This is a genomic window from Butyrivibrio sp. TB (assembly GCF_900110805.1).
In the GTDB taxonomy this organism is placed as follows: domain Bacteria; phylum Bacillota; class Clostridia; order Lachnospirales; family Lachnospiraceae; genus Butyrivibrio; species Butyrivibrio fibrisolvens_C.
This window is the reverse complement of the sequence record NZ_FOER01000013.1, coordinates 23,349-47,675: the sequence shown is the minus strand read 5'-3', so window position 1 is coordinate 47,675 and position 24,327 is coordinate 23,349. Positions and strand designations below refer to the sequence as shown.

Annotated in this window: 19 protein-coding genes, 1 tRNA gene and 1 riboswitch; of the genes, 12 read left to right on the top strand and 8 right to left on the bottom strand. The window is 41.0% G+C overall.

What is annotated here, in order from left to right; translation table 11 throughout:
- Positions 1–73: 73 nt before the first annotated feature.
- From glmM to BMX21_RS10095, 4 genes are all read left to right on the top strand, one after another.
- Positions 74–1,462, top strand: coding sequence for a phosphoglucosamine mutase (glmM, locus tag BMX21_RS10110; protein WP_092043942.1), 1,389 nt, complete (start codon positions 74–76; stop codon positions 1,460–1,462).
- A 209-nt stretch (positions 1,463–1,671) separates the two neighbouring features.
- On the top strand, positions 1,672–3,042 hold the full coding sequence (locus BMX21_RS10105) for a replication-associated recombination protein A (protein WP_092043940.1): 1,371 nt from the start codon (positions 1,672–1,674) through the stop codon (positions 3,040–3,042).
- Positions 3,043–3,136: 94 nt separating this feature from the next.
- Positions 3,137–3,664 carry a DUF4364 family protein gene (locus tag BMX21_RS10100; protein ID WP_022754975.1) on the top strand — a complete coding sequence of 176 codons (528 nt, stop codon included), beginning with the start codon at positions 3,137–3,139 and terminating at the stop codon, positions 3,662–3,664.
- A 188-nt stretch (positions 3,665–3,852) separates the two neighbouring features.
- A tRNA-Thr gene (locus BMX21_RS10095) sits at positions 3,853–3,925 on the top strand.
- Positions 3,926–4,069: 144 nt separating this feature from the next.
- On the opposite strand, the gene BMX21_RS10090 is transcribed toward BMX21_RS10095, so the two are convergent.
- Positions 4,070–6,820, bottom strand: coding sequence for a transglycosylase domain-containing protein (locus BMX21_RS10090; RefSeq protein ID WP_092043938.1), 2,751 nt, complete (start codon positions 6,818–6,820; stop codon positions 4,070–4,072).
- 137 nt (positions 6,821–6,957) lie between these two features.
- Here BMX21_RS10090 and BMX21_RS10085 point away from each other — a divergent pair, with 137 nt between their 5' ends.
- Positions 6,958–7,635, top strand: coding sequence for a YigZ family protein (locus BMX21_RS10085; RefSeq protein WP_092043936.1), 678 nt, complete (start codon positions 6,958–6,960; stop codon positions 7,633–7,635).
- 440 nt (positions 7,636–8,075) lie between these two features.
- Here BMX21_RS10085 and typA read toward each other — a convergent pair whose 3' ends face one another.
- Complete coding sequence (gene typA, locus BMX21_RS10080; protein WP_022754979.1) at positions 8,076–9,926, bottom strand: translational GTPase TypA; 1,851 nt, start codon at positions 9,924–9,926, stop codon at positions 8,076–8,078.
- 409 nt (positions 9,927–10,335) lie between these two features.
- Entirely contained in the window at positions 10,336–11,520 is a 1,185-nt protein-coding gene (locus tag BMX21_RS10075; RefSeq protein WP_092043934.1) for a polysaccharide pyruvyl transferase family protein, read from the bottom strand.
- A gap of 625 nt (positions 11,521–12,145) precedes the next feature.
- Positions 12,146–12,322, top strand: a riboswitch (Lysine riboswitch).
- A gap of 110 nt (positions 12,323–12,432) precedes the next feature.
- Here BMX21_RS10075 and dapA point away from each other — a divergent pair.
- The 3 genes from dapA (at position 12,433) to hisA (ending at position 15,003) form a co-directional block, all read left to right on the top strand.
- Entirely contained in the window at positions 12,433–13,317 is an 885-nt protein-coding gene (dapA, locus tag BMX21_RS10065; protein ID WP_092043929.1) for a 4-hydroxy-tetrahydrodipicolinate synthase, read from the top strand.
- A 134-nt stretch (positions 13,318–13,451) separates the two neighbouring features.
- Positions 13,452–14,213 (top strand): 4-hydroxy-tetrahydrodipicolinate reductase, encoded by a 762-nt coding sequence (gene dapB, locus BMX21_RS10060; protein ID WP_027203154.1) that lies wholly within the window; start codon positions 13,452–13,454, stop codon positions 14,211–14,213.
- A gap of 16 nt (positions 14,214–14,229) precedes the next feature.
- Positions 14,230–15,003, top strand: a complete 774-nt coding sequence (gene hisA, locus BMX21_RS10055) for a phosphoribosylformimino-5-aminoimidazole carboxamide ribotide isomerase (RefSeq protein ID WP_092043926.1) — start codon at positions 14,230–14,232, stop codon at positions 15,001–15,003.
- A 243-nt stretch (positions 15,004–15,246) separates the two neighbouring features.
- On the opposite strand, the gene BMX21_RS10050 is transcribed toward hisA, so the two are convergent.
- Entirely contained in the window at positions 15,247–15,447 is a 201-nt protein-coding gene (locus BMX21_RS10050) for a cold-shock protein (RefSeq protein WP_022755461.1), read from the bottom strand.
- Positions 15,448–15,728: 281 nt separating this feature from the next.
- On the opposite strand from BMX21_RS10050, the gene BMX21_RS10045 reads away from it, so the two are divergent.
- Entirely contained in the window at positions 15,729–16,013 is a 285-nt protein-coding gene (locus BMX21_RS10045; protein ID WP_022755462.1) for a YerC/YecD family TrpR-related protein, read from the top strand.
- Between the two features lie 158 nt (positions 16,014–16,171).
- Here the strand turns inward: BMX21_RS10045 and BMX21_RS10040 are convergent, their stop codons facing one another.
- Both BMX21_RS10040 and BMX21_RS10035 read right to left on the bottom strand, forming a co-directional pair.
- Positions 16,172–16,609, bottom strand: coding sequence for a bactofilin family protein (locus BMX21_RS10040; RefSeq protein WP_092043923.1), 438 nt, complete (start codon positions 16,607–16,609; stop codon positions 16,172–16,174).
- Positions 16,610–16,652: 43 nt separating this feature from the next.
- Positions 16,653–17,447: a murein hydrolase activator EnvC family protein gene (locus tag BMX21_RS10035; protein ID WP_022755464.1), complete on the bottom strand. Its 795-nt coding sequence runs from the start codon at positions 17,445–17,447 to the stop codon at positions 16,653–16,655.
- Between the two features lie 251 nt (positions 17,448–17,698).
- On the opposite strand from BMX21_RS10035, the gene BMX21_RS10030 reads away from it, so the two are divergent.
- The 3 genes from BMX21_RS10030 (at position 17,699) to BMX21_RS10020 (ending at position 22,864) form a co-directional block, all read left to right on the top strand.
- Complete coding sequence (locus tag BMX21_RS10030) at positions 17,699–18,211, top strand: SEC-C metal-binding domain-containing protein (protein ID WP_022755465.1); 513 nt, start codon at positions 17,699–17,701, stop codon at positions 18,209–18,211.
- Between the two features lie 446 nt (positions 18,212–18,657).
- On the top strand, positions 18,658–20,496 hold the full coding sequence (thrS, locus tag BMX21_RS10025; protein WP_027203152.1) for a threonine--tRNA ligase: 1,839 nt from the start codon (positions 18,658–18,660) through the stop codon (positions 20,494–20,496).
- Between the two features lie 307 nt (positions 20,497–20,803).
- The gene (locus BMX21_RS10020) at positions 20,804–22,864 is read left to right on the top strand and encodes a beta-galactosidase (protein ID WP_092043921.1); all 2,061 of its coding nucleotides are present in this window, start codon (positions 20,804–20,806) and stop codon (positions 22,862–22,864) included.
- Positions 22,865–22,913: 49 nt separating this feature from the next.
- Here the strand turns inward: BMX21_RS10020 and BMX21_RS10015 are convergent, their stop codons facing one another.
- Complete coding sequence (locus BMX21_RS10015; protein WP_092043919.1) at positions 22,914–23,435, bottom strand: flavodoxin family protein; 522 nt, start codon at positions 23,433–23,435, stop codon at positions 22,914–22,916.
- 150 nt (positions 23,436–23,585) lie between these two features.
- The gene (locus BMX21_RS10010) at positions 23,586–24,284 is read right to left on the bottom strand and encodes a J domain-containing protein (RefSeq protein ID WP_092043914.1); all 699 of its coding nucleotides are present in this window, start codon (positions 24,282–24,284) and stop codon (positions 23,586–23,588) included.
- Positions 24,285–24,327: the final 43 nt, after the last annotated feature.

Sequence of the window (24,327 nt, the reverse complement as noted above, 5' to 3'; positions counted from 1 at the left end):
TGTGTGGTATAATCGCTAAGTGAGATGATGTTCTCGCAAATTGTTTTCTAAACGAGAAAGGATGTTCATAAAAATGGGCAGATATTTTGGTACAGATGGTTTCAGAGGAGAAGCTAACGTAGGACTTACTGCTGATCATGCATATACAGTAGGACGTTTTCTGGGTTGGTATTACGGCGAGCTAAAGCGCCAGAAGGGAGATGCTTCAGCTCCCAGAGTTGTCATCGGCAAGGATACAAGACGTTCAAGCTATATGTTTGAGTACAGCCTTGTAGGCGGACTTGTTGCTTCAGGCGCAGACGCATACCTGCTTCACGTAACAACTACTCCTTCAGTAGCCTATGTTACTAGAGTTGATGAATTTGACTGCGGAGTAATGATCACTGCCAGCCACAATCCATTTTATGATAATGGAATAAAGCTTTTAAATGGCAACGGAGAGAAGATGGATGAGAAGACCATCGGACTCGTAGAAGATTATATTGATGGTAATCTGACAGCATTTGGCAAGAAGTGGGATACTATTCCTTTTGCTACCAAGGATTCCATTGGATGTACAGTAGACTATGTATCTGGAAGGAATCGTTATGTAGGATACCTTATCTCTCTTGGTCTTTATTCATTTAAGGGCATGAAGGTAGGCCTTGACTGTGCTAATGGTGCTTCCTGGAATATTGCTAAGAGCGTATTTGATGCACTTGGTGCTACAACTTATGTTATAAATGATGAACCTAACGGAACCAATATCAACAACAATGCCGGCTCTACTCACATTGAAGGCCTTCAGAAATTCGTTGTTGAGAAGGGACTTGATGTCGGATTTGCATATGACGGCGATGCAGACAGATGTCTGTGTGTTGATGAAAAGGGCAATGTTGTAAACGGTGATCATATTCTTTATGTATACGGTAAGTATATGAAGGATAAGGGCGAGCTTGTAAATAACACAGTTGTTACAACAGTAATGTCCAACTTCGGTTTGTACAAGGCTTTTGATGAAGCTGGTATAGATTATGCCAAGACAGCAGTTGGTGATAAGTATGTATATGAATATATGACTGAGAATAATTGTGTAATAGGCGGTGAGCAGTCAGGCCACATCATCTTCAGCAAGTATGCTACAACAGGTGATGGTATCATGACATCTATTAAGATGATGGAAGTTATGCTTGCAAGGAAGAAGAAGATGTCAGAGCTTTGCTCTCCTCTTACTATCTATCCTCAGGTACTTGAGAATATCAGAGTTACTGATAAGACAGCAGCTCAGAACGATCCTGATGTTGTAGCTAAGGTTGATGCTGTAGCCAAGGATCTTGGTGACAGCGGCAGAATCCTTGTACGTGAATCAGGTACAGAGCCTGTAGTACGTGTCATGGTTGAAGCTGAGGACAAAGAGATTTGTAGGAATTATGTAGAATCCGTAATCCGAGTTATCAAGGATAAAGGATACGCTGCAAAATAAAACGGGTAGATTATATCTGTCAGATTTACTTATTTCGGGCCATTAGATTATGTCTAATGGCCTTAACATGAGGTTGGTGTGAAAAATTGTATCGATATGACAATTTTTCACACGGCTATTTGAGACGAGCCCAAATAGCCATGGTGGCAAATCCGAATCTGATATTCGGATTGCACGACTTACACAAGTGCTCGTCATGAAGGAATAATATGGATTTATTTGAGTATGCAAGGGCTAAGACTGCTGAGTCAGAATCGCCTCTTGCTGCACGTATGCGCCCTACAACTTTGGAAGAAGTAGTGGGACAGCAGCATATAATAGGACATGATAAGCTTTTATATCGCGCGATCAAGGCTGATAAGATAAGGTCTATCATTCTGTACGGCCCTCCCGGAACTGGCAAAACTACACTTGCCAAGGTTATAGCAAGTACTACTAAGGCTGAGTTTATGCAGATCAATGCTACCATTGCCGGCAAGAAGGACATGGAAGATGTTGTAGCCAAGGCCAAAGATAATTTTGGCATGTATCAGAAGAAGACCATTCTATTTATAGACGAGATACACCGCTTTAATAAAGGGCAGCAGGATTATCTCCTGCCTTTTGTAGAGGACGGGACAGTTATACTTATAGGAGCTACAACAGAGAATCCTTATTTTGAAGTTAATGGAGCTTTGCTGTCAAGATCAGTCATCTTCGAGCTAAAGCCTCTGTCCAGAGAGGATATTGCGGTACTTATAAAACGTGCTGTATATGACAATACCAAAGGCATGGGTTCTTTTAATGCAGTGATAGATGATGATGCTATAGAACTTCTGTCAGATATGGCAGATGGGGATGCAAGACATGCCCTTAATGCAGTAGAGCTTGGTATCATGACTACAGACAGAAGTGAAGATGGCAAGATTCATATCACACTCGATGTGGCAAGAGAATGTATTCAGAAGAAAGTTGCCCGTTATGATAAGGACGGTGACAATCATTATGATACGATATCAGCTTTTATCAAGAGCGTTCGAGGATCAGATCCGGATGCTGCTGTATACTATCTTGCAAGGATGATAAGCGCAGGAGAGGATCCTAAGTTTATCGCAAGACGTATGATGGTCCTTGCTTCAGAGGATATAGGCAACGCAGATCCTCAGGCTCTCCAGGTCGCAGTTGCAGCTTCACTTGCTGTAGAGAGGCTTGGAATGCCTGAAGGAAGGATAACTCTGTCTCAGGCTGCCAGCTATCTTGCAACAGCACCTAAGAGCAATGCTTCTATTGTAGCAATAGATGATGCAATGAAAGAAGTATCTGATACCGGTAATCTGCAGATCCCGTCCCATCTTCAGGATGCTCATTATAAGTCTGCATCCAAGCTTGGACATGGAATAGGATATAAGTATTCGCATGACTATCCCAATCATTATGTGAAACAGCAGTACCTTCCGTATGAGCTTAATGGCAAGGAATTCTATTCACCCACAGGTAATGGCTATGAACTCAAGATAAGGGACCATATGAGGGCTTTGAAGGCTGCAGAAGAAAAGCGCCTTAAGGAAACTGAAAAAGAATCAGAAAAGTCGTCAGAATAGTCGTAGGAAAAGTAATCATATAAAGTGATCTATAAATACTTTTATTAAAGTAAGTTAGTGATTATAGAGCTTAAAATATTCAGGAGATATACATTTGGCATCGCAGTATTTAACTTTATACAAAATAATAGTTCTGTATATGCTTAAAAGATCAGACGTAGAGCTTTCCAAGTCTCAGATATATGACTTTATACTTGGAAATGAATATACCACGTTCATGACCCTCCAGGAGGCTTTTGGAGAGCTTAGCGATCAGAAACTTATAAATGAACACAAGAAGCGTAACAGGACCTTCTTAGAGCTTACAGAGGCTGGAGAAGAGGCATTGCACTTCTTTATAGGTCAGATGAATCCTGAGATTCGTCTCCAGATAGATGCTTATCTTAAGGAAAACAAGATAAAGCTTCGTAATGAGTCATCTATAATTGCGGATTATAACAAGCGTGCTGATGGACAGTACGTTGCAAGACTCGTAGTCAAGGAGATGGGAGAAGATCTTATCAATATAGAGCTTACAGTTCCTACTGAGAGCATGGCAGATCGTGTATGCGCAAGATGGCATGACAAGAGCTCAGGCATATACTCATATATTGCTGATCAGCTCCTTAATGACTCTGACTAAGGAATCTAATGATAGTAGCAGAGGTTCTGCCAATTGGCCTGGGCGTGAATTTTGAGATACTAACAATATGAGATGAGATGAATTTAGAGTTTTTCAAACTTTCAGTTTGACATTGCTCTAATCTACTAGTATAATAACATTCGTGGCTTGCAAAGAGAGGATTTATCCTAGATTTGCATATGTGCCAAGCTGTTGTAGCACAGTCGGTAGTGCGTCGCATTGGTAGTGCGGAGGTCACGGGTTCGATTCCCGTCAGCAGCTTTATTTTTTTGCTCTATAAGCTCAGTATTCATAAGACTTTTTATAAGTCGTATGAATACTGAGCTTTTTGTTTTTGAGTATTATCATTTTGCATAATAAAAAGGACTGTCTGTGACAGTCCTTTTTGTGTGATCATAAAGACGATCAACCGCCGTTTTGTTGATCATCAGTAGGAGGCGTAGCCTCTGTTGTGGCTGGTTCCGGAGTTGTTCCTGTTGCATTTGGATCTGTAGCAGCTGCATTAGGATCTGCTGCTGCATTTGGATCTACCGCGGCATTCGGGTCTACACCGGCAGCAGCGGCATTTCTGTTTATGATCTCCTGATTCTGCTGTACCAGGATTTCCTGTGCATTGGGCTGTGCGAAGAAGCTCTCGTTATGAGGACATAGTACATTAGGATCTACCAAGGTAGAGGAGCCTGCACCACTTCCTGCTGATTGCTTCAATATGTCCGGTTCTTCAGGAACTACAGTTACAACCTGCTGCACCTTGAAAGGACACAGATCTGTTGCAGCAAGACCTGAATAGTTACATATTGTCTGATAGATATGTACGTTACAGCTTTCTGTAGGAACTGTACCATTTTCAAAGTATTCAGTTCCAAGTGAACCATCGCACAGGCCTGATGTAGGTAGAAGTCCGGAGTCCTTACATACAGTAGCTGTAGTTATACCGCTTGGCACTGAGAATGAAGCTGATGGAAGATCTTCATGTATCTGCGACATAACCTTACGCCAGAGAGTCTTGGCAAGGTGTGTCTCTTCAGAAGTAGAGAGGTCTTCGTTGTTATCATAGCCTGCCCAGCAAGTAGCTGTGTAGTAGTTAGTGAATCCGCAGAGCCATACATCATTCTCATCAGATGTAGTACCTGTTTTGGCTGCTATAGCTGTTCCACCGAAGTTTACTGCAGTACCTGTACCGGATGTTACAACATCCTGCATGGCACTTGTCAGAAGGAATGCAGTTGTTTCCTTTAATACCTGTTCACCTTCTATAGATGTATTATCGATGATAACATTGCCATCATGATCCACAATCTTGGTATAAAGCTTAGGCTTAATGTAATATCCGCCGTTGGCGATAGTAGCGTAGGCAGAATTGATCTCGATATTCTTGACACCATATGTGATACCGCCAAGACACAGTGTCTGCTGTATGTCTGAGTATACCTTGCCGTTGCGTTCCTCACGTTCTACAAGAGTAGAAATATGGAATTTGTTGACAAGATAGTCATAACCAAGCTGCGGAGTTATAAGTGTCATAAGTTTTACTGTTACAACATTCATGGAATCACGGATACCGGATCTTAATGTAGAGAGTCCGCGATAACTGTTGTACCAGTTTCTTACAGGTGTTCCGTTGGAATAATTGAACGGAGCATCATTGATAACTGTTGCAAGTGTATATCCTGCACTATCAAGAGCCGGAGCGTATGCTGCAAGAACCTTGAAGGCCGATCCGGGTTGTCTCTTGACATCTGTAGCTCTGTTAAGGGTTCGGCTGGCTGTCTTAGTTCCTCTACCACCTTCCATAGCTACAATATAACCGGTGGCCTGGTCTTCAATAGTCAGAGATACCTGAGGCTGAGGTGTCAGAGTATACTTTTCATCAATGATAGTTTCATCTTCGCCTACAACTTCTGCTTTGTACTGCTCGATAGCTTCTTCTGCAGCTTCTGTAGAAGAGAAAGTCAGGTCAAAAGACTTGTTAGACTGCTTGAAGTAGGTCTCCATCATCTCATCGCTGTAGTTTATATATTCGCCTGCAGCGTTCTTGGTGGTAAGAGCATAATCAAGAAGATAACTTGTGTTTGAAGGGAAGTTAGATTCATCCTGGAAGACTTCATCACATATTCCCTGAATCTTTGGATCCATAGTTGAATAGATCTTAAGACCACCGCTGTAGAGAAGTGAATAAGCCTGTGTTTCTGTATATCCGGCTTCTACAAGATCATCAAGTACGACATCTGTAAGAGCATCTACAAAGTATGAATTAACTGTATTGTCTTCAGTTTCAGAATCTACAACCTGTATTCTGGAGTATGGATCATCAGCCATGGCTTCGTCATATTGAGTCTGAGTTATGAATCCGAAGTCCAGCATATTTCCAAGAACCTTTTCACGTCTTTCTGCATTCTTGTCAGGGTGAGTTATCGGGTTGAATTTACTCGGGTTCTGAGTGATACCGGCGATAACGGCACATTCTGAGAGAGTCAGCTCACTGACAGATTTATTAAAATATCGAAGTGAGGCTGCCTGAACGCCAAGCGTGTTCTGACCAAGGTTGATGGTGTTCATATAGTTTAGAAGTATATCTTCCTTGGACATTGTTTTTTCAAGCTGGATAGCAAGGTATTGTTCTTGTATCTTACGCTTGAACTTGGCTACAAGGGTGTCCTCTTCGGTCCAACCGGTGAAGACATTGTTCTTGATAAGCTGCTGGGTGATAGTCGAAGCACCTTCGGAAAAAGATCCTGTAGTTACTGCAACATATCCGGCACGGATGATACCTTGGATATCAATTCCGTTGTGATCATAAAAACGAGCATCCTCGATAGCTACAAAAGCATTCTGAAGATCCTTTGGTACCATATCCATAGTTACAGGAATACGGTTTGAATCTGTAGATACGAGCTTAGCTATCTGATTGCCTTCAGAATCATATACGAATGTACTGAATCCTGAAGGAGTTACATCAATATTGCTTATATCAGGGGATGAATCAATGATACCCTGAAATGCGCCAAGGCCGGCACTTATAAGTAATATAACTACAGAAAGTATAGCAAGCAGGAACACTTTGAACAAAATAGTTCCGAACTTTTTGCCCCATCGTCCGGTTCCGTTACGAAGCGCAGATTCTTGCTTTCTGACGCCTTCTTTACCATAATTCATAATAAAATTCCTCCAATTTATCAGTCTATTATAGCAAATATGGGCGCATGAATAAAGAAGGTAAGCGCAAACTTAATAATTTGGCACAAATCATCAGTTTTCGAATTTTTTTAATATAAGCCTTGTTTAAAGTGTTTATGTTCGTTTACTATATCCTTATGGACAAGAATAATGAAATTGAAAAATCATACAAAATAATAGTTGAAGGCGGCGAGGAAGAGATTGAGATCAAAAAATCCCGCTTTATAGGACAGGCTTATCCTATAGAAAGCGCAAGTGATGCAGAAGAGATCATCAAAACCGTAGAAAAAAAGTACTGGGATGCCCGTCACAACTGTTATGCTTATATACTTGGCGAAGGAAGCGAAGTTCAGCGTTTTTCTGATAACGGAGAACCATCAGGAACTGCCGGTAAACCCATACTTGAAGTCCTTCAAGGAGCCGGGCTTACCAATACACTCATTATAGTGACAAGATATTTTGGCGGAACCCTTCTGGGAACAGGAGGTCTTGTAAGAGCATATACCCAGGCTTCTCAGGCTGCTATTGCTGCATCAAAGAGTGCGGTTATGACTTACGGACAGAAGATTACATTTAATATCGGCTATGACATGGTAGACAAGATCCAGCATGCCTTTACACAGATGGGTATCGCTCTTGAAAATCCTGTATACGGAGCTGATGTAAGTTATGATATAGTGGTTAGCGCCGGCAATATTGACATGGTAATAGATAAGATCACACAGATAACAAGTGCAAGAGCAGTGATAACAGAAGGTGAGAAGGGATATTATCCGATTACCTGTGCAGAATAATTACTAACTCAAACTTCCCACTTGGACGGACCGGCACCCCCCGAAGTCTTTACAGGGGCAGGCAGTATATAAAGCATTGCCACGCTTTTTAATTGTTTTATAAAATTCATGAGCGTGATAGATGGAGATTTTTATTCTGTATGGGGTCCGCATGTTTGAGCGCAGCGAGTTTCGGACCCCAGAATAAAAAGCTACAGATATCATGCCATGAATTTATAAAACAATTAACAGCGTGGCAATGCTTTATATACTGCCTGCCCCTGTAAAGACTTCGGGGGTGCCGGTCCGTCCAAGTGGGAAGTTTGAGTTACTAAAGTTTAAATCAAATTAAATAGTATAATAAAAAAACCATCGATGTATTCAAAGTTTTCTTTGAATATCCGATGGCTTTTTTGTACTAAATAAACTGACTAAAAATATTAATCAAGTAATTGTTATGATTACTTATTCTGAGCCTTGTTCTTGGCAGCGATTCCTGCTCTCTTACGCATTGTAGGATCAAGGATTCTCTTACGAACACGAAGTGTTGTAGGAGTTACCTCAAGAAGCTCATCTGTATCGATGAATTCGATAGCTTCTTCAAGAGACATAACCTTAGGTGGTACAAGACGAAGTGCTTCATCTGAAGATGATGTACGTGTGTTAGAAAGGTGCTTGGTCTTACATACGTTAACTTCGATATCTTCGCTCTTACCGCTTGAACCGATTACCATTCCTGAGTAAACCTTATCACCTGGCTTTACGAACAGAGTACCACGCTCCTGAGCATTGAAAAGACCATATGTTACAGCTTCACCAGACTCAAATGCGATAAGTGAACCCTGCTTACGATAAGAGATCTCTCCCTTGAATGGAGCATATCCTGAGAACTCTGTATTCATGATACCGTTACCCTTGGTATCTGTCATGAAGTCATTTCTGTAACCGATAAGACCACGTGAAGGGATGTTGAACTCAAGACGGCTGTATCCGCCATTAGCTGTTCCCATGTTTACAAGCTCGCCTTTACGCTCTGAAAGCCTTGAGATTACTGTACCTGAGAATTCTTCAGGTACATCTACATAACATTTTTCCATAGGCTCAAGCTTCTTGCCGTTCTCGTCTGTCTTATAGATAACCTCAGCCTTAGATACTGCGAACTCATAGCCTTCACGACGCATGTTCTCGATAAGAACTGAAAGGTGAAGCTCACCACGTCCTGAAACTTTGAAAGTATCAGTTGATTCTGTATCTTCAACTCTGAGAGATACATCAGTATTAAGCTCTCTGTAAAGACGATCTCTGATCTGGCGGGAAGTTACGAACTTACCTTCCTGACCTGCAAGAGGAGAGTCGTTGACGATGAAGTTCATGCTGATAGTAGGCTCTGAGATCTTCTGGAAAGGAATAGCTACAGGATTCTCAGGAGCACAGAGAGTATCACCGATCTTCATATCGCCTATACCTGAAATAGCAACGATAGAACCGATACCGGCTTCTGTTACTTCAACTTTGTTAAGACCATCGAACTCGTAGAGTTTGCTGATCTTGGTTTTTACAAGTCTGTCAGGCTCATGGTGGTTGACGATAACAACCTCATCATTAACCTTAACCTTACCGTTATCAACCTTACCAACACCGATACGACCTACATATTCGCTGTAGTCGATTGTAGAGATAAGAACCTGAGTATTAGCTTCAGGATCACCCTGCGGTGCAGGAATATAATCTATTATTGTATCAAGAAGAGGCTTCATATCTGTTCCCTTGTCATCAAGTGACTTGGAAGCAACGCCTGCCTTAGCTGATGCGAATACGAACGGGCAGTCAAGCTGTTCGTCGTTGGCACCAAGATCCATAAGAAGTTCAAGAACTTCATCTATAACATCATTAGGACGAGCTTCAGGACGGTCAATCTTGTTGATACATACTACAACAGGAAGACCCAGCTCCATGGCCTTACGAAGAACGAACTTGGTCTGAGGCATAGGACCTTCGAAAGCATCTACAACAAGTACTACACCATTAACCATCTTAAGTACACGCTCAACCTCGCCGCCAAAATCAGCATGGCCGGGAGTGTCGATGATGTTGATCTTAACACCGTTATATGAAATGGCTGTATTCTTGGACATGATAGTGATACCACGCTCTCGCTCGATATCATTAGAGTCCATGACTCTTTCTGCAACTTCCTGGTTCTCACGGAAGATTCCGCTCTGATGTAAGAGAGCGTCAACAAGTGTTGTCTTACCGTGGTCAACGTGAGCTATAATGGCAACGTTTCTAATGTCATCTCTTGTCTGTATCATACTGGTACTCCTTAAAATATCCATGAGCCCTTGATGGCGCGTGTAACTTACTTATAAAAACAGTCATCACACTTACAAGGACCGTATTCATCTAGTATGCAGTCTGCGTTCTGGCGCTTTCTGATACCTAAAACAGTAACTTTAACTCTTGATCTGTTAATTCAAAACCAACATATTTTAGCACTCATAACAGAGCGATGCAACAATGATATCAAAAAAACATTCATAAATCGATGTAAAATATACACTAACTATGATCAAAATACAAGAATATATTATACAAAATAACGTGTAGTAGCAATTATAACTATACCAATATTTCATATTTACCAAATATACGCCACCCATTAAGGCATCGGCACTGCCTCAATGGGTGGCGTATGTTTGGTAAATGCGAAGTCAGAATGTATTATTGATTGAGCAGATCCATTACAGCGCTTCCATTTCGTCTTGCTTTGATAATATATTCAGGAACTGATTTTTTAAGCTTTTGTGTAATGTCATCAGCATGGTCATTTAGCCATTCATAGCCTTCGATAAGCTGCTTTGTAGTTTTTAGATCCTGAACAGGAAGTACGTATTTATCCTCGGTTCCGAACAGATCTCTTGCTATGCCCCTTGCTTTTACTGAATATCCTATTACAAGAGTAGGAACACATGATGAATATGCAGCGATAGTCGCATGAGTTCTGGCTCCTATAAAGAGTCTGCATCTGGCAATAAAGCCTTTTAGCTGAGTTGCATTATGGTCCTGTAACAGAATAACCCGTCCTGTATCCTTGAACTTCTCATAAAGGCTTGTAAGTGGTATGAAGTCGTTGCTCCTATCCCAGACAACATGAGGGATAAGAGCTATATTATTGTCTGTGGTATCGATGATATGCTGTATAAGACCTTCGTAGCATTTTAGTGCGATATCCTTATCCTCAGCATACATACCTATAAGAGGACTTAGGTTTAGACCTATCATCTTACCTTCTTTCCAACCATCCGGGAGAGGGAGATATTGCGTATCAAGAGTGAATGCAGGATCTGGAGCAAGCTCAAGCCTTTCTTTTGAAACTCCGGCGTCTAACAGAGCATTATAAGTGATGCTTTCTCTTGCAAGAATCTTGTCATAAAGCTTCATGTCAGCTGCAACATCACTCCTTTTGACAAGCTCAGGTTCAACGCTGCATCCAAGGAGTATAGTCTTTGTACCGAGCTTATGAAGCATACTGTTGGTAAGCATTATCTCTTCAACCATATAGTCGTAGCAATAAGTATCTCCGCCTATTGACACACCTACCTTCGGGGGATTCTTGTACATATCCTTGAATCTGTATCTAAGGAATGACTCTTTATCCCCTGTTATCATGCGATATACGTAATATAGGGTGTGGTTTAAGACATTCCTGTCCATATGTTTTTCTTCGACAAAATGGCATATATCCTCAGGAACATACCTAAGATCCTCAGCTCTGTCATTGGTCATGACATCCGGTTTAATCGAAGGATCCTGACTATTGATAAGCCCTGTAAGAGACCTTACTATAGCCTCGCATCCATGATTACCACTTCCTGAATGCATATATAAAGTAACTTTATTGTTCATAAGTAAATGCCCAGAATATTCCGGCCGTTCCTTTCTTGTTTTTTGATAAAAACTTATGTTGTATGACGTATCGAACGTAAATTACAGAAACGCGCATTTACTGCGTGTTTCGTGATTCCATGAATCAGTTGGTAATAGAGCCTTCGACGAAGCCGAACTCAATTGGCTCTATTGCTTCATTCTTGAACTTTATGTTCAAGAATGTATCTAATATTTTAATTGTTATAATGTAACTTTTGACCTTTACGTCATATTATAGCATAGAGTAGAGAGCCGTTTTACCAAAATCCTAAATTGTGATACATGACAGCTGTTCTATTAGATAATATCTCTTTCTAAGCGATAACTTCCAGTTCGGAGATTTGATAATGATATTATAAGCCGATTTTGAAAATGTTCTTGATTTTACTTAGGGGCTTCGAAGCTGCAGTATAGCATGTCCACGAAAGCTGAGAAGCCCCTTAGAAAAATCAAGGTTATTTTCACATGAGACTTATGATATCATTATCAAATCTCCGAAGGCAAAACCTCCATAAAAGCGATAGCCAATCCACCTATTGCGCTATACTTGGCAAATCATGCGTTCGTGTTGACACTGTAAAGTGGCAGTGTTATGATGTTGCTGTTTAGAGATAGAGGTTGCGTGTTTTATAAGTACATTCTTGGATGCTGCAGCAGTAAAAGAAGAGAATGGAAAGGAAAGCGCGCCGAAAGGTTCGGAAGCAGCTGCATTCCGGATTCTTGGGCATACATTTAATAGGTGTATGACTGTCATCAGTAATGATGGGGCGCTATCCGATAATCCGTATTTGGACGATTGTAGGGTGAGCGCACAAAGGGCGCTCACCCTTTTGTGTAGATTGGCCGGGAATTAGAGCAAGGCCCGGTAGTTTTATTATTAAGGAGGCCACTATGGCAGTATTTAAGGGAGCAGGAGTTGCTATAGCAACACCATTTTATCAGGATGGATCAGTTAACTATGATGAGTTCGGACGACTCATCGAGTTCCAGATCTCAAACGGAACAGATGCTATCATCGTATGCGGTACAACGGGAGAAGCTGCAACCATGAGCGAGCAGGAGCATATGGAAGTCGTTAAATTCTGTATCGACAAAGTTGCTCATCGCATTCCTGTTATCGCTGGTACAGGTTCTAATTGTACACATACAGCTGTTCAGCTTTCTAAGGAAGCTGAAGAGTATGGCGCTGATGCAGTTCTTTCTGTAACACCATATTATAACAAGGCAACTCAGGACGGACTTGTAGCTCATTTTTCTGCAGTTGCAGACTCTATCAAGATCCCCGTTATCATGTACAATGTACCAAGTCGTACAGGCTGCAATCTGCTTCCTTCCACAGTGGCAAAACTTGTTAAAGACAAGGCCAATATCGTTGGTATCAAGGATGCAACAGGCAATATCTCCCAGACAGCTGAGATGATGCATCTTACACAAGGCAATATAGATCTTTATTCCGGCAATGATGATCAGGTTGTTCCTATTATGTCGCTTGGCGGAATCGGTGTTATTTCAGTTCTTTCTAATGTAGCACCAAAGAAAACTCACGAAATGTGTGAACTTGCTCTTAAAGGCGATTTTGCAGGCGCAGCAGCTATTCAGCTTAGTGCCATCCCGCTTATCAAGGCTCTTTTTTCAGAAGTAAACCCTATTCCTGTAAAGAAGGCTCTTGAGTATATCGGCTTTGAAGCAGGCCCTCTTCGCCTTCCTCTTACTGAGATTGGGCAGGAGCATGCATCACAGCTTAAACAGGCTATGCAGGAATTTGGTCTTATCTGATAGTTAATATAATGATTGAGAATAATGAGGTATAAAAGTTTGAAAGTGTTCCACTTTCAAACCCAAATTGGTGTCGCGAGCTCCACCAATTTGAACCATTAGTCACTCGTTTCACTCGCAACATGAGGTTAAATATGATCAAAGCTATAATGAACGGCTGCAATGGCCGTATGGGACATGTTATTGTAGATATAGCAGGTAATGACAATGATATTGAGATTGTTGCAGGCGTAGATAAGTTTGGGGAGAATAATTATTCTTTTCCTACATTTAAGAGCCTTGCTGAGGTAGATGTAGAGTGTGATGTAGTCATAGATTTCTCTAATGCATCAGGAGTAGATGAGCTTCTTGATACCTGTGTTTCCAAGAATCTTCCTGTAGTACTGTGTACTACAGGCCTTTCTGAGCAGCAGATAGCTCATGTCAAGGAAGCATCTTCTAAGATTGCTATTCTTAAATCTGCCAATATGTCCGTTGGCGTCAACGTACTTATGAAAGTTCTCAAAGAAGCTGCTAAGACTCTGGCAGGATCAGGCTTTGACATGGAGATAGTTGAGAAGCACCACAATCAAAAGCTCGATGCTCCCAGCGGAACAGCTATGTCACTTGCAGAAGTTATCAATGAAGCTGCCGGTGGAGACTATGAGTTCGTTTATGACCGTTCTTCAAGAAGAGAAAAAAGACCCGAGAAAGAGATCGGTATCTCTGCAGTAAGAGGCGGAACTATAGTAGGAGATCACGATGTTATCTTTGCAGGAACAGATGAAGTAATAACATTCTCACACAGAGCATATTCACGTGCTATCTTTGGTAAGGGTGCTGTAGAAGCTGCTAAGTTCCTTGCTGGCAAGGCCGCCGGAATGTATGATATGGCAGATGCTCTTTATCTTAACTGATATAAAGGAGCCATAGATGATATTCAGACCCTGTATAGATGTTCATAATGGCAAAGTAAAGCAGATTGTAGGTGCCAGCCTAAGTGACAGTCATGATGCGGCTCAGGATAACTATGTGTCTGAACAAGACGGAGCATATTATTCTGATATGTATTATGATATGGGGCTTAAAGGCGGCCATGTCATAATACTTAATGCTAAGGACAGCCCTTTTTATGAGGAAAGTAAAGATCAGACAATAGCTGCTCTCAAAGCTCATCCTGGGACACTTCAGATAGGTGGAGGGATAGACCCTGATAATGCAGAGGTTTTCCTTAACGCAGGAGCATCCCACGTAATAGTAACATCCTATGTGTTTAAGAATGGTCTGATTGCCTGGGACAGGCTTGAAGCAATGAAAAATACTGTGGGTAAGAAAAGACTTGTTCTTGACCTCTCCTGTAAGAAAAAGGGCGATGACTATTATATAGTCACTGACAGATGGCAGAAGATGACAGATACAAGACTGTCTATAGAAACTCTTGATGATCTGGCGGACTTTTGTGATGAATTCCTGATCCATGCAGCAGATGTCGAAGGCAAGCAGGGCGGAATAGAAGAAAATGTCGCAAGGCTTTTGGGGAGCTGGGGCAAGATTCCTGTAACATATGCAGGAGGTGTTCACAGCATCGAAGATATTACCAGGCTAAAAGAAATCGGTAATTCCAAAGTTGATGTCACAGTTGGATCAGCCCTTGAGATATTCGGCGGAAGCTTAAGCTTAGAAGATGTAATAAATGCTTGTGGCTGATCGGATGTAAACCGGTTCAGTGAATCACGAAACACGCAGTAAATGCGTGTTTCTGTAATTTGCGTTCAAGAAGTTATACTCTTGCTATTTGGTGAAGAAGTTCTTATAATACAAAACCGGAGCAGCTTGGCTGCTCCGGTTAATTGTTGGAGTAAAATAAATCTTTGCTTTATGTTAAGGCGGACCTTACTTAAAAGCTAACATCCGTACTATAGATGGGATGTCTTTGATATTATTTTAATATCAAAGCTTGTTTACGTTTACTGCCTGAGGTCCTTTTTCGCCCTGGATTACATCATACTCTACAGAAGCGCCTTCGTCGAGAGACTTGAAGCCTTCCATGTTGAGTCCTGAATAGTGTACGAATACATCGTTACCAGCTTCATCAGAGATGAAACCATAGCCTTTCTGATTGTTGAACCACTTAACTGTACCTTTGTTCATTGTAATACCTCCACTGGATAATAAAAAAGTAATCACTACGCTGTCTGATGTTTGTATAAAGTCTATAGCCAACATACTTACTCAAACAACAAATCTAGGTTATCACAAATATAAACAAAAGTAAAGATGATTTTTTGCATCTTTTTAGAAAATTATAACAAAAGAATAAAGTAATAACCTAAAACAACTCTTGACTTTACTTTATAACTTTACTATGCTAAAATACTCAAGGAATAAAGCACATAATAATCAAGTAAATCAAATTGGAGGAATACCAAAATATGAATAAGAAAATTCATACCGATTCTGTAGATCATCTGTTTGAAGCAATTCTTTGCTTGCAGAATAAGGAAGAGTGTTATAGCTTTTTCGAAGACCTTTGTACTGTGAATGAACTGTTATCTCTTTCACAGAGATTTGAAGTAGCATCAATGCTCAGAGACAAAAAGACATATCTTGAGATTGCAGAGAAGACAGGCGCTTCTACAGCTACAATAAGCCGTGTTAACAGATCACTTAATTATGGCGATGACGGATATGAGATGGTCTTTGAAAGACTTCAGTGAATTGACAGAGTATGTCAGCACAATCTTGATGTAATGCTATATGCTATATAAAAACCCAAAAGAAGACCGGTCAGGTCTTCTTTTGGGTTTTATGATTATAATGTCTTATCTTTGTATTGAAGCGCTATATATAAATTAATCCGGTTTTGATATATAGCTTAGTTCTTGTCAGTAACTGTAGCAGCAGCTCTTTCTTTGGCAGTAGTTGCTGAGTTGATATCTGTAGTCATGGTACATTTGCCCTGGAAGATAGCATTTTCATCGATCACGATGCTCTTGGTCGTGACATCGCCTACAAGCTTGCCGCTGTCACTAACTTCGAGTTTGCCTGAGTTACAGTCGATGTTGCCGTTGATCTCTCCTGCAAGGAATACATTCTGGGCTGTTACATCACCGTTGATCTTGCCGCTTTGGCCTACGATAAGACTTCCCTCGATATGCACAGGACCATTTATGGTTCCGTCGATCCTTGTGGTGTCACGCGCGCTGAAAGCTCCTTCACAGGTTGCGCCAGAGCCTATCAAAGTTACAACTTTCTGAGCTTCATCCTCATAGGTACTGATGGGGGGTGTCTTTGTTTTACTACTGTTGAACATTTTATGTTCTCCCTTCACTTAGTCTTTACTTTAGATTTAGCCGTTAACCGTTGATCTCGATCATATCTTCCGGGTTAACATATTCATCGTTGTACTGGATCTGATAACCGAGTGTAGCCCCTTTATCCCCTATAAGGAAAAGAGCAGTACCGCGGCTCACAGTATCGCCTTCTTCTACAAGCACAGTACCGGATAGACGGTATATACTTTTGTATCCGTTGCCATGATCTATAGTGATACATTTGCCATATTTGGAATCTGATGTAATAGTCAGAACTGTTCCTGTACCGGAAGCTACTACATGAGATCCTGCACTTGCATTAAATACAAGAATAGGATTGCCTTCCTTGGCAGTATCTTTGGAGTCAGAAGACGGATCGTCTATGCGGGACTCATATGATGCCTGACTCGATAGAGGGAACCCTTTTGGAAGAGCGGCTTCTATCTGTGCAGCTTCATTGGCTTCCTCATCGTCAACCATTATATTAAGAGCTTTGCTGACCTGCTCATATCCTGCCTGAAGTTCAGAATTGGCAGTCTGCAGACTTGAATTCTGAGCAGACAGATCACTTATCATCTGCTGCTGATTATCTATAACTGCCTGCATACTTGACAGAGTTTGAGAATTAGAACTTTGTAAATTTTTAAAACGAAGCGTAATATATGCGATATAACATACGATTGCAACAAGTATTGCAAAAAGAGAAAATGCCAGCACCTGTGTTGCCACATGCCCCAGATGAATCTGCTTGCTTTTCCTGTCAGAATCACCAGAAATGATCATAAATGTATAGTGTCTTTTATGGCGGTGCTTACGCGGCTGTAGTACTTTACCCATCACTCATTAACCTCCACCCTTACGGACCTGTAGTTCGTATTCTAGCACACGTCAGGGGTTATGGCAACAAATCGTAAATTTTATGTAATAATGTCATAAAATTTCGACTTTTTTTTAGGCAGTTTGTAGGGTGAAGTTATAGGTTGTTGATATTTTGAGCTTAATAGAGTATGATAATGAAAGCCTTAATGTGGGACATTGTCTACAGGCGAAGATTATCAAAGATTATATAAGAAAGCAGGTTACAGAATATGGCATTACTTAAACAGTGGAGAGACATGGCTTATTCAGAGACAGCCAATAAGGGTGATCTCCAGAGATTATGGACAGATTATTTTGGCAAAGAAAAAGATATTTACGCACAGCTTCTTAAGAACCCTGATGAAGAAGTAAAGGGAACAGTTAAGGAACTCGCTGACAAATATGGTATTGATATTATGACAATGACAGGTTTCCTTGATGGTATCGATGAAAGCCTTAAAGTTGCCAATGATATCGAGAACATGGAAGAGGATACTGTTGTAAGCCTTGCATTCGATAAAGAGAAGCTTTATAAGAACATGGTTGCAGCAGAAGCTGACTGGCTCTATGGCCTTCCTGAATGGAATGATATCTTCGATGAAGATAAGAGAAAAGAGCTTTACAAAGAGCAGAAGAACTCACGTACAGTTCACAATGCTCAGAAGATCTATCCTAATGATCCATGTCCATGCGGAAGTGGCAAGAAGTATAAGAAGTGCCATGGAAGAAACAAAGCTGAATAATAGCTAACCTTTTAGCTTTTTATAAAGCTGAATTAAAAAGCTTATGATGATGTCTTTACAAATGAATTTTAAGGGCATATAATCATAGAAATTCAAGATATAGTTTCAGTATATGTATATTGAACTGTATTATTAAATCGTTGACGAGAAGAGTAAGCTGCTGTAATTCCTCAGAGAATGACACCGGGATATCCCGTGCTGTGAGTGTCTGGAAGGAGGCTGTCTGAAAACTAACTCTGAGAGGCCCCAATCCGGCACGGTGATTCCGTTATAATCCCAATGAGATATCCTTTTTAGGATAAGCAAGGTGGAACCGCGTTAAATACGCCCTTTGCATTACGTAACAGTAGTGCAAAGGGCTTTTTTGATCTTAAAGATGATCCTCATCTTAGCAAAGATCATCCCTTGCACTCGAAACACACAAAGTGCAGAAAAGGAGATTTAGAATGGAAAAAGAAGAATTCCTGCAGGTATATCGTCATTCACTGGCTCATATTCTTGCAAAAGCAGTTATTGAAATCTATGGCAAAGAAAATGTTCAGTATGCTATAGGACCTCAGATTGATGATGGTGCTTATTATGATTTCGTTCTTAATAAGTCAATAAGCCCTGATGATTTCAAGACTATCGAAGACAAGATGCGTGAGATCATCAAGAGAAGAGAAGACTGGACTAGAAAAGAAGTCTCAAAGGCAGAAGCTCTTGAAATATTCAAAGATCAGAAGTTCAAGACAGAGCTTATCCAGGATCTTCCTGAAGATGAGACAATCACAGTTTACTATACAGGTGAGGATTATGTAGACCTTTGCCGTGGACCTCACGTTGCCAACTCTCAGGAGCTTATGAACTGCTCATATCAGGTTAAGTCTGTATCAGCAGCTTACTGGAGAGGCGATGAGAAGCGCGATCACATGCAGAGAGTATACATCTATGCATTCCCTGATAAGAATCAGCTCAAGGCTCACCTTGCTATGATCAAGGAAGCTATGGAGCGTGACCACAAGAAGATCGGTAAGGACCTTGATCTGTTCATGTTCAATGAGACAGCACCGGGTATGGCTTACTGGCTTCCAAGAGGTTGGAGGATGTATCAGGAACTCCTTAAATTCTCAAGAGAGATCCAGGAAAAGCATGGATACACAGAGATCTCTGCTCCACTTATCAACAACAAGAAGCTCTGGCTTATCTCAGGTCACTGGGCTCATTATGTTAACAACATGTTTATGGTTCCTGGTATTACAGACGGAACTAAGGCAGAAGATACAATCTCAAGTGATGAAACAGCAGCACGCTTCTCACTTGAAGCAGAAGATACAATGGCAGCTAAGCCTATGAACTGCCCTAACGCTATGATGGCTTATAAGAGAACAAATCACTCTTATAAAGAGCTTCCTATCCGTTACAGTGAGTATGATGTACTTCACCGTAAAGAGAAGTCAGGCCAGATGAACGGACTCTTCAGAGTACAGGAGTTCCGTCAGGATGATGACCATACATTCGTAACAGAAGAGCAGATCAAGTCTGAGATCAATGATGTTATGAATATAGCTGATGAGATCTATGGAACATTCGGTATCACATATCGTGCAGAGTTCTCTACAAGACCTGATGACTTCATGGGCGACATAGAAGTATGGAACAAGGCAGAAGCTGCACTTAAAGAGATTCTCGATGACAAGTACGGCGAAGGCGGTTATGAGATCAATGCCGGTGACGGTGCTTTCTATGGCCCTAAGATCGACCTTCAGATCAAGGATGCTCTTGGACGTGAATGGCAGTGCGGTACTATGCAGCTTGACTTCCAGCTTCCTCACAACTTCGAGCTTACATATCAGGACAAGGATGGTACAATGAAGCAACCAGTAGTAATTCACAGAGCTATCTATGGTTCACTTGAGCGTTTCATCGGTATCATCACAGAGCACTTCAAGGGCGCATTCCCATTCTGGCTCTCACCTTATCAGGTTGGTATCGTTCCGATCAGAGAAGAGCACAACGAGTATGCAACTAAGATCGCTAATGAGCTTACAGCCAACCATGTTCGTGTAGAGCTTGATACAAGCGATAGCAACATGAAAGAGAAGATCAAGAAGTTCAAAAACTACAAGGATCCGTATATCCTTGTAATCGGTGACAAAGAAGCCGCTGAAGGAACAGTTTCTATCAATGTTCGCGGTTCTAACAAGCAGATTCAGAATGTACCTTTCAAGAAGTTTGTTGAGATGTGTAATAAGATGAATCTCGAAAGATCACTTGAACTTATCCAGTCTCTTGATGAAGAGTAATGATCATAGATAAGTAAAAATTTGTAAAGACATTGAGCACAGCTGTGTATATGGCTGTGCTCTTTTGGTGTGCAGAAAAAACACTTGACCAATATACGTTTTCTTTGCAGCTACGATCCTGCGGACAGTATTGCAAGGCCCTCACAACACGGTATTTACGTATTGTAGATAAGACCTTAATGGATGTAAAATTATTTTAACCTGGTGCGCTGGCTTGTTTATATTTGATCAAATATGAATGAGTCAGTACACTGATAAGTAACTTAGTCGTATATTCTAAATGCCGTTTATTACAAAGGGGAGACATATGAATTCATTACTTGATGGAAAGAAGATTACGATTGGAACCTGCTATTATCCTGAACACTGGCCAAAAGAAATGTGGGAAGATGACCTTTTTAGGATGAAGAAAACAGGTATTGAAGTTATAAGAGTAGGAGAGTTCTCATGGAATCTTACAGAACCGGTAGAAGGAACTTATGTTGATGATTTCTGGGATGAGTTCCTTGATCTGTGCAGTCGCACGAATATGAAGGTCATATTCTGTACTCCTACAGCAACACCTCCTGCATGGCTGACTGAGAAATATCCTGAAGTACTGAATGCCAAGAGAGACGGAAGTCTTGTCTATCATGGTGAGAGATGTCATGTTAATCACAGCAGCATAATATACAGACAAAAGACTGCCCTCATAACAGAGCATCTTGCCTCTCACTTTGCTTCCCATCCTGCGATCATCGGATGGCAGATTGATAATGAGATTAACTGCGAAACCGATGAATTCTATTCTGAAAGTGATGATGCTGCATTCAGAAGCTGGGTACAGAATAAGTATGAAAATCTTGAATCTCTCAATGATGCATGGGGCACCAGATTCTGGAATCAGACCTATTCTTCTTTTTCTGAAGTACATATCCCACGTCAGACCAACCACAATGTAGGTAACCCGCACCAGAACCTTGATTACAGAAGGTTCGTATCAGATACTGCAAGAAGCTATATTAAGCTTCAAAGTGATATTATCCGCAAGTATTTAAAAGAAGGAGATTTTATCACTACCAATGGAATGTTCAACCTTGATAATCATGCGATGAACAAGGAGTCACTTGATTTTTATACTTATGATTCATATCCTGATTTTGCATATGATGAATATTATGAGAAAAGAAGCTCAAGAGATATCCTTGATCGTATGTGGAGTAGGAATCTTACTGAAGTAAGAAGCATCTCACAGCCTTTTGGAATAATGGAACAGCAGTCGGGAGCCGGCGGCTGGACTACCAGAATGATAATGCCATGTCCAAGACCAGGTCAGATAAGACTGTGGACCATGCAGTCTATTGCACATGGTGCGGAGTTTGTTTCATATTTTAGATGGAGGACATCTACTATAGGAACAGAGATATATTGGCATGGAATACTGGATTATTCAAATAGGGACAATCGCAGGATCAGGGAGGTAAGGCATGTCTGCGAGGATGTTAAGAAGCTTTCAAGAATATGTGGAAGCAGATATGTTGCTAAGGTTGCTGTTGTCAGGACCTGGGATAATCAGTGGGATGCGCAGTGCGACAAGTGGCATAGTATGCTTGAAGATATAAGCCAAAATGGCATATATGCTGCAGCTGCAAGGACTCATACACCTATAGACTATATCTATCTGGAACCGTATACTTCTGCAGAGAGTCTTGAGAAGTATGAACTGCTTATATTCCCTCATGCCGTAGTTGTTGATGACAAAGAAGCAGGTATACTAAAAGAATATGTTCAAAATGGTGGAAAACTCCTTCTTGGCTGCAGGGCAGGACTCAAGACCAAGGAAGGTCATGTGACTATGGACGATCTCCCAGGAGTGTTTAAGGAGATGACAGGATGTATCGTTACAGAGTTTACACCTGAAGCTCCGGATGAAGAGAATATATATGTTATCAAACAAGGTGACAGTCCCCAGAAATACAGGATTCCTGCCAAGTGCTTCTTTGATCAGTTTATGGTTACATCCGATACAGCGCAGATTAAAGGTGTATATGACAGTACATATATAAAGGATGAGCCGGCGCTTATTAAGAATATATATGGCAACGGTCGTGTTTACTCATTTGGAAGCACATTCTCAGAAGAGGCAGCAATGGGACTTTTTAAAATGTTAGGCGTAAGCAGTCCTTTTGAAGAATTCATAGATGTTCCGCAGGAATGCGAGCTGGCAGTCAGAACTGACGGCGCATGGAACTGGCTCTTTGTTCTTAATTTTGACAAGTCAGATGCTACTATTGAACTAAAGCAGGATATGGTAGATGTCCTTAATGGTCAAAGCGCAAAAGGAGCATATAAACTTCCGGGGTACGGAGTAGCTGTGTTCGAAATATAGAACAATACAAAAAGACAATGCTTACATCTATTTATAAGCATTGTCTTTTTTAAAATGATTTTATTTTTTTGATCATCTCACATGTGAATACGTTGGCTTTTAATAGATCCTGTCTGTCTGGATGTGCTTTTGCCTTATCATAAGCATCTATCACTATCTGAAGCTGCTCATCAGAACATCTGCCACGGCAGGCTTCATATTTTTGTCTGAATTCAACAGGCATTCGCCCCTGACAAAAATATGATCCCAGAACTCTGTTATCGCTTGGAAGCCAGGTGGTAGCTGCAAGTTCAAGCTTCTTGTAGTAAGCATCTGTATTGCCAAGACCACATGTTCCGAATATAGCGACGTTTTTGCCATGAAGCGAGGACAGAAGATCTATTATCTCCATGGAACAGGTCCCGCAATTGGCCCAGTATCCGATAAAATAATTCTCAGCTTCATGAAAACCTACAAAAGAGCGTACATTGATCATCTCTTTGCGGGTATCAGGTATGGCTTTATATATTTCCTCGGCAATTTTCTGAGTATTGCCGGTTTCGCTTGCATAAGCGACAAGATATTTAAGCATTTAAGATCACCTCTTCTATATCATGTCACAGTAATTACCGTATATTTCTTTGATCAACTATATAATGCCTTATCTTTTGTAATTTGACCAAAGATTAATGTACTGATTCGTTCGCTTTTGATCAAACATGAACAAGTCAGTACACTGGTATCAGATGCAGAAAAACGGGACGAAGCAACCGCCTCCTCCGCAGCATACATTACAAAGTATCATGGTCATGCAAAGCCTTGAACAGTCAACGCTTCCTCCAAATGGATAACCATAGGAAGAACTCTTTTGCATATACCAGCTACCGCCTGAACTTAAGATCTGTACAAGTTCCTGATAATTGCGATTACCGGGCTCCATATTAAGAGCTGTCTGGGCATGCTGCAGGGCAGTAGCATTGTTGCCCACACCGTTATTGGCAACTGCACTGTAGTAGTACCACATTGCAGATTTGTTTTTTATAGTATCAAGTACATTTAGAGCTTCTCTAAAATGACGGCCTTGTATATAATTGACTGCTGCTCGAAGGTGGATAGCATCTTCATCATCTTCACCGGCAGCTCTCTGATTGTTAAAACCACCAAATCCAAAGTCGCTAAAATCTCCAAAACCACCAAATCCGCCGTATCCTGATCCGTATCTTCCGGATGGACCGGAACTTGAATAATCTCCGGATCTTTCTTTCATGATCTGCTGGTAAGCCTGTTGTACAAGCTTGAACATTTCCTCGGCTTTGTCTTTATTGGGATTATTTATATTGGCATCGGGATGATATTTTCTGGACATGTTTCTGTAGGCTTTTTTGACCTCATCATCACTGGCATCTCTTGTTATTCCCAACACCTTATAAGGATCTGACATTATTCTTAGTATTCTCCTGATAGTTTTTTATACGCATATAAAA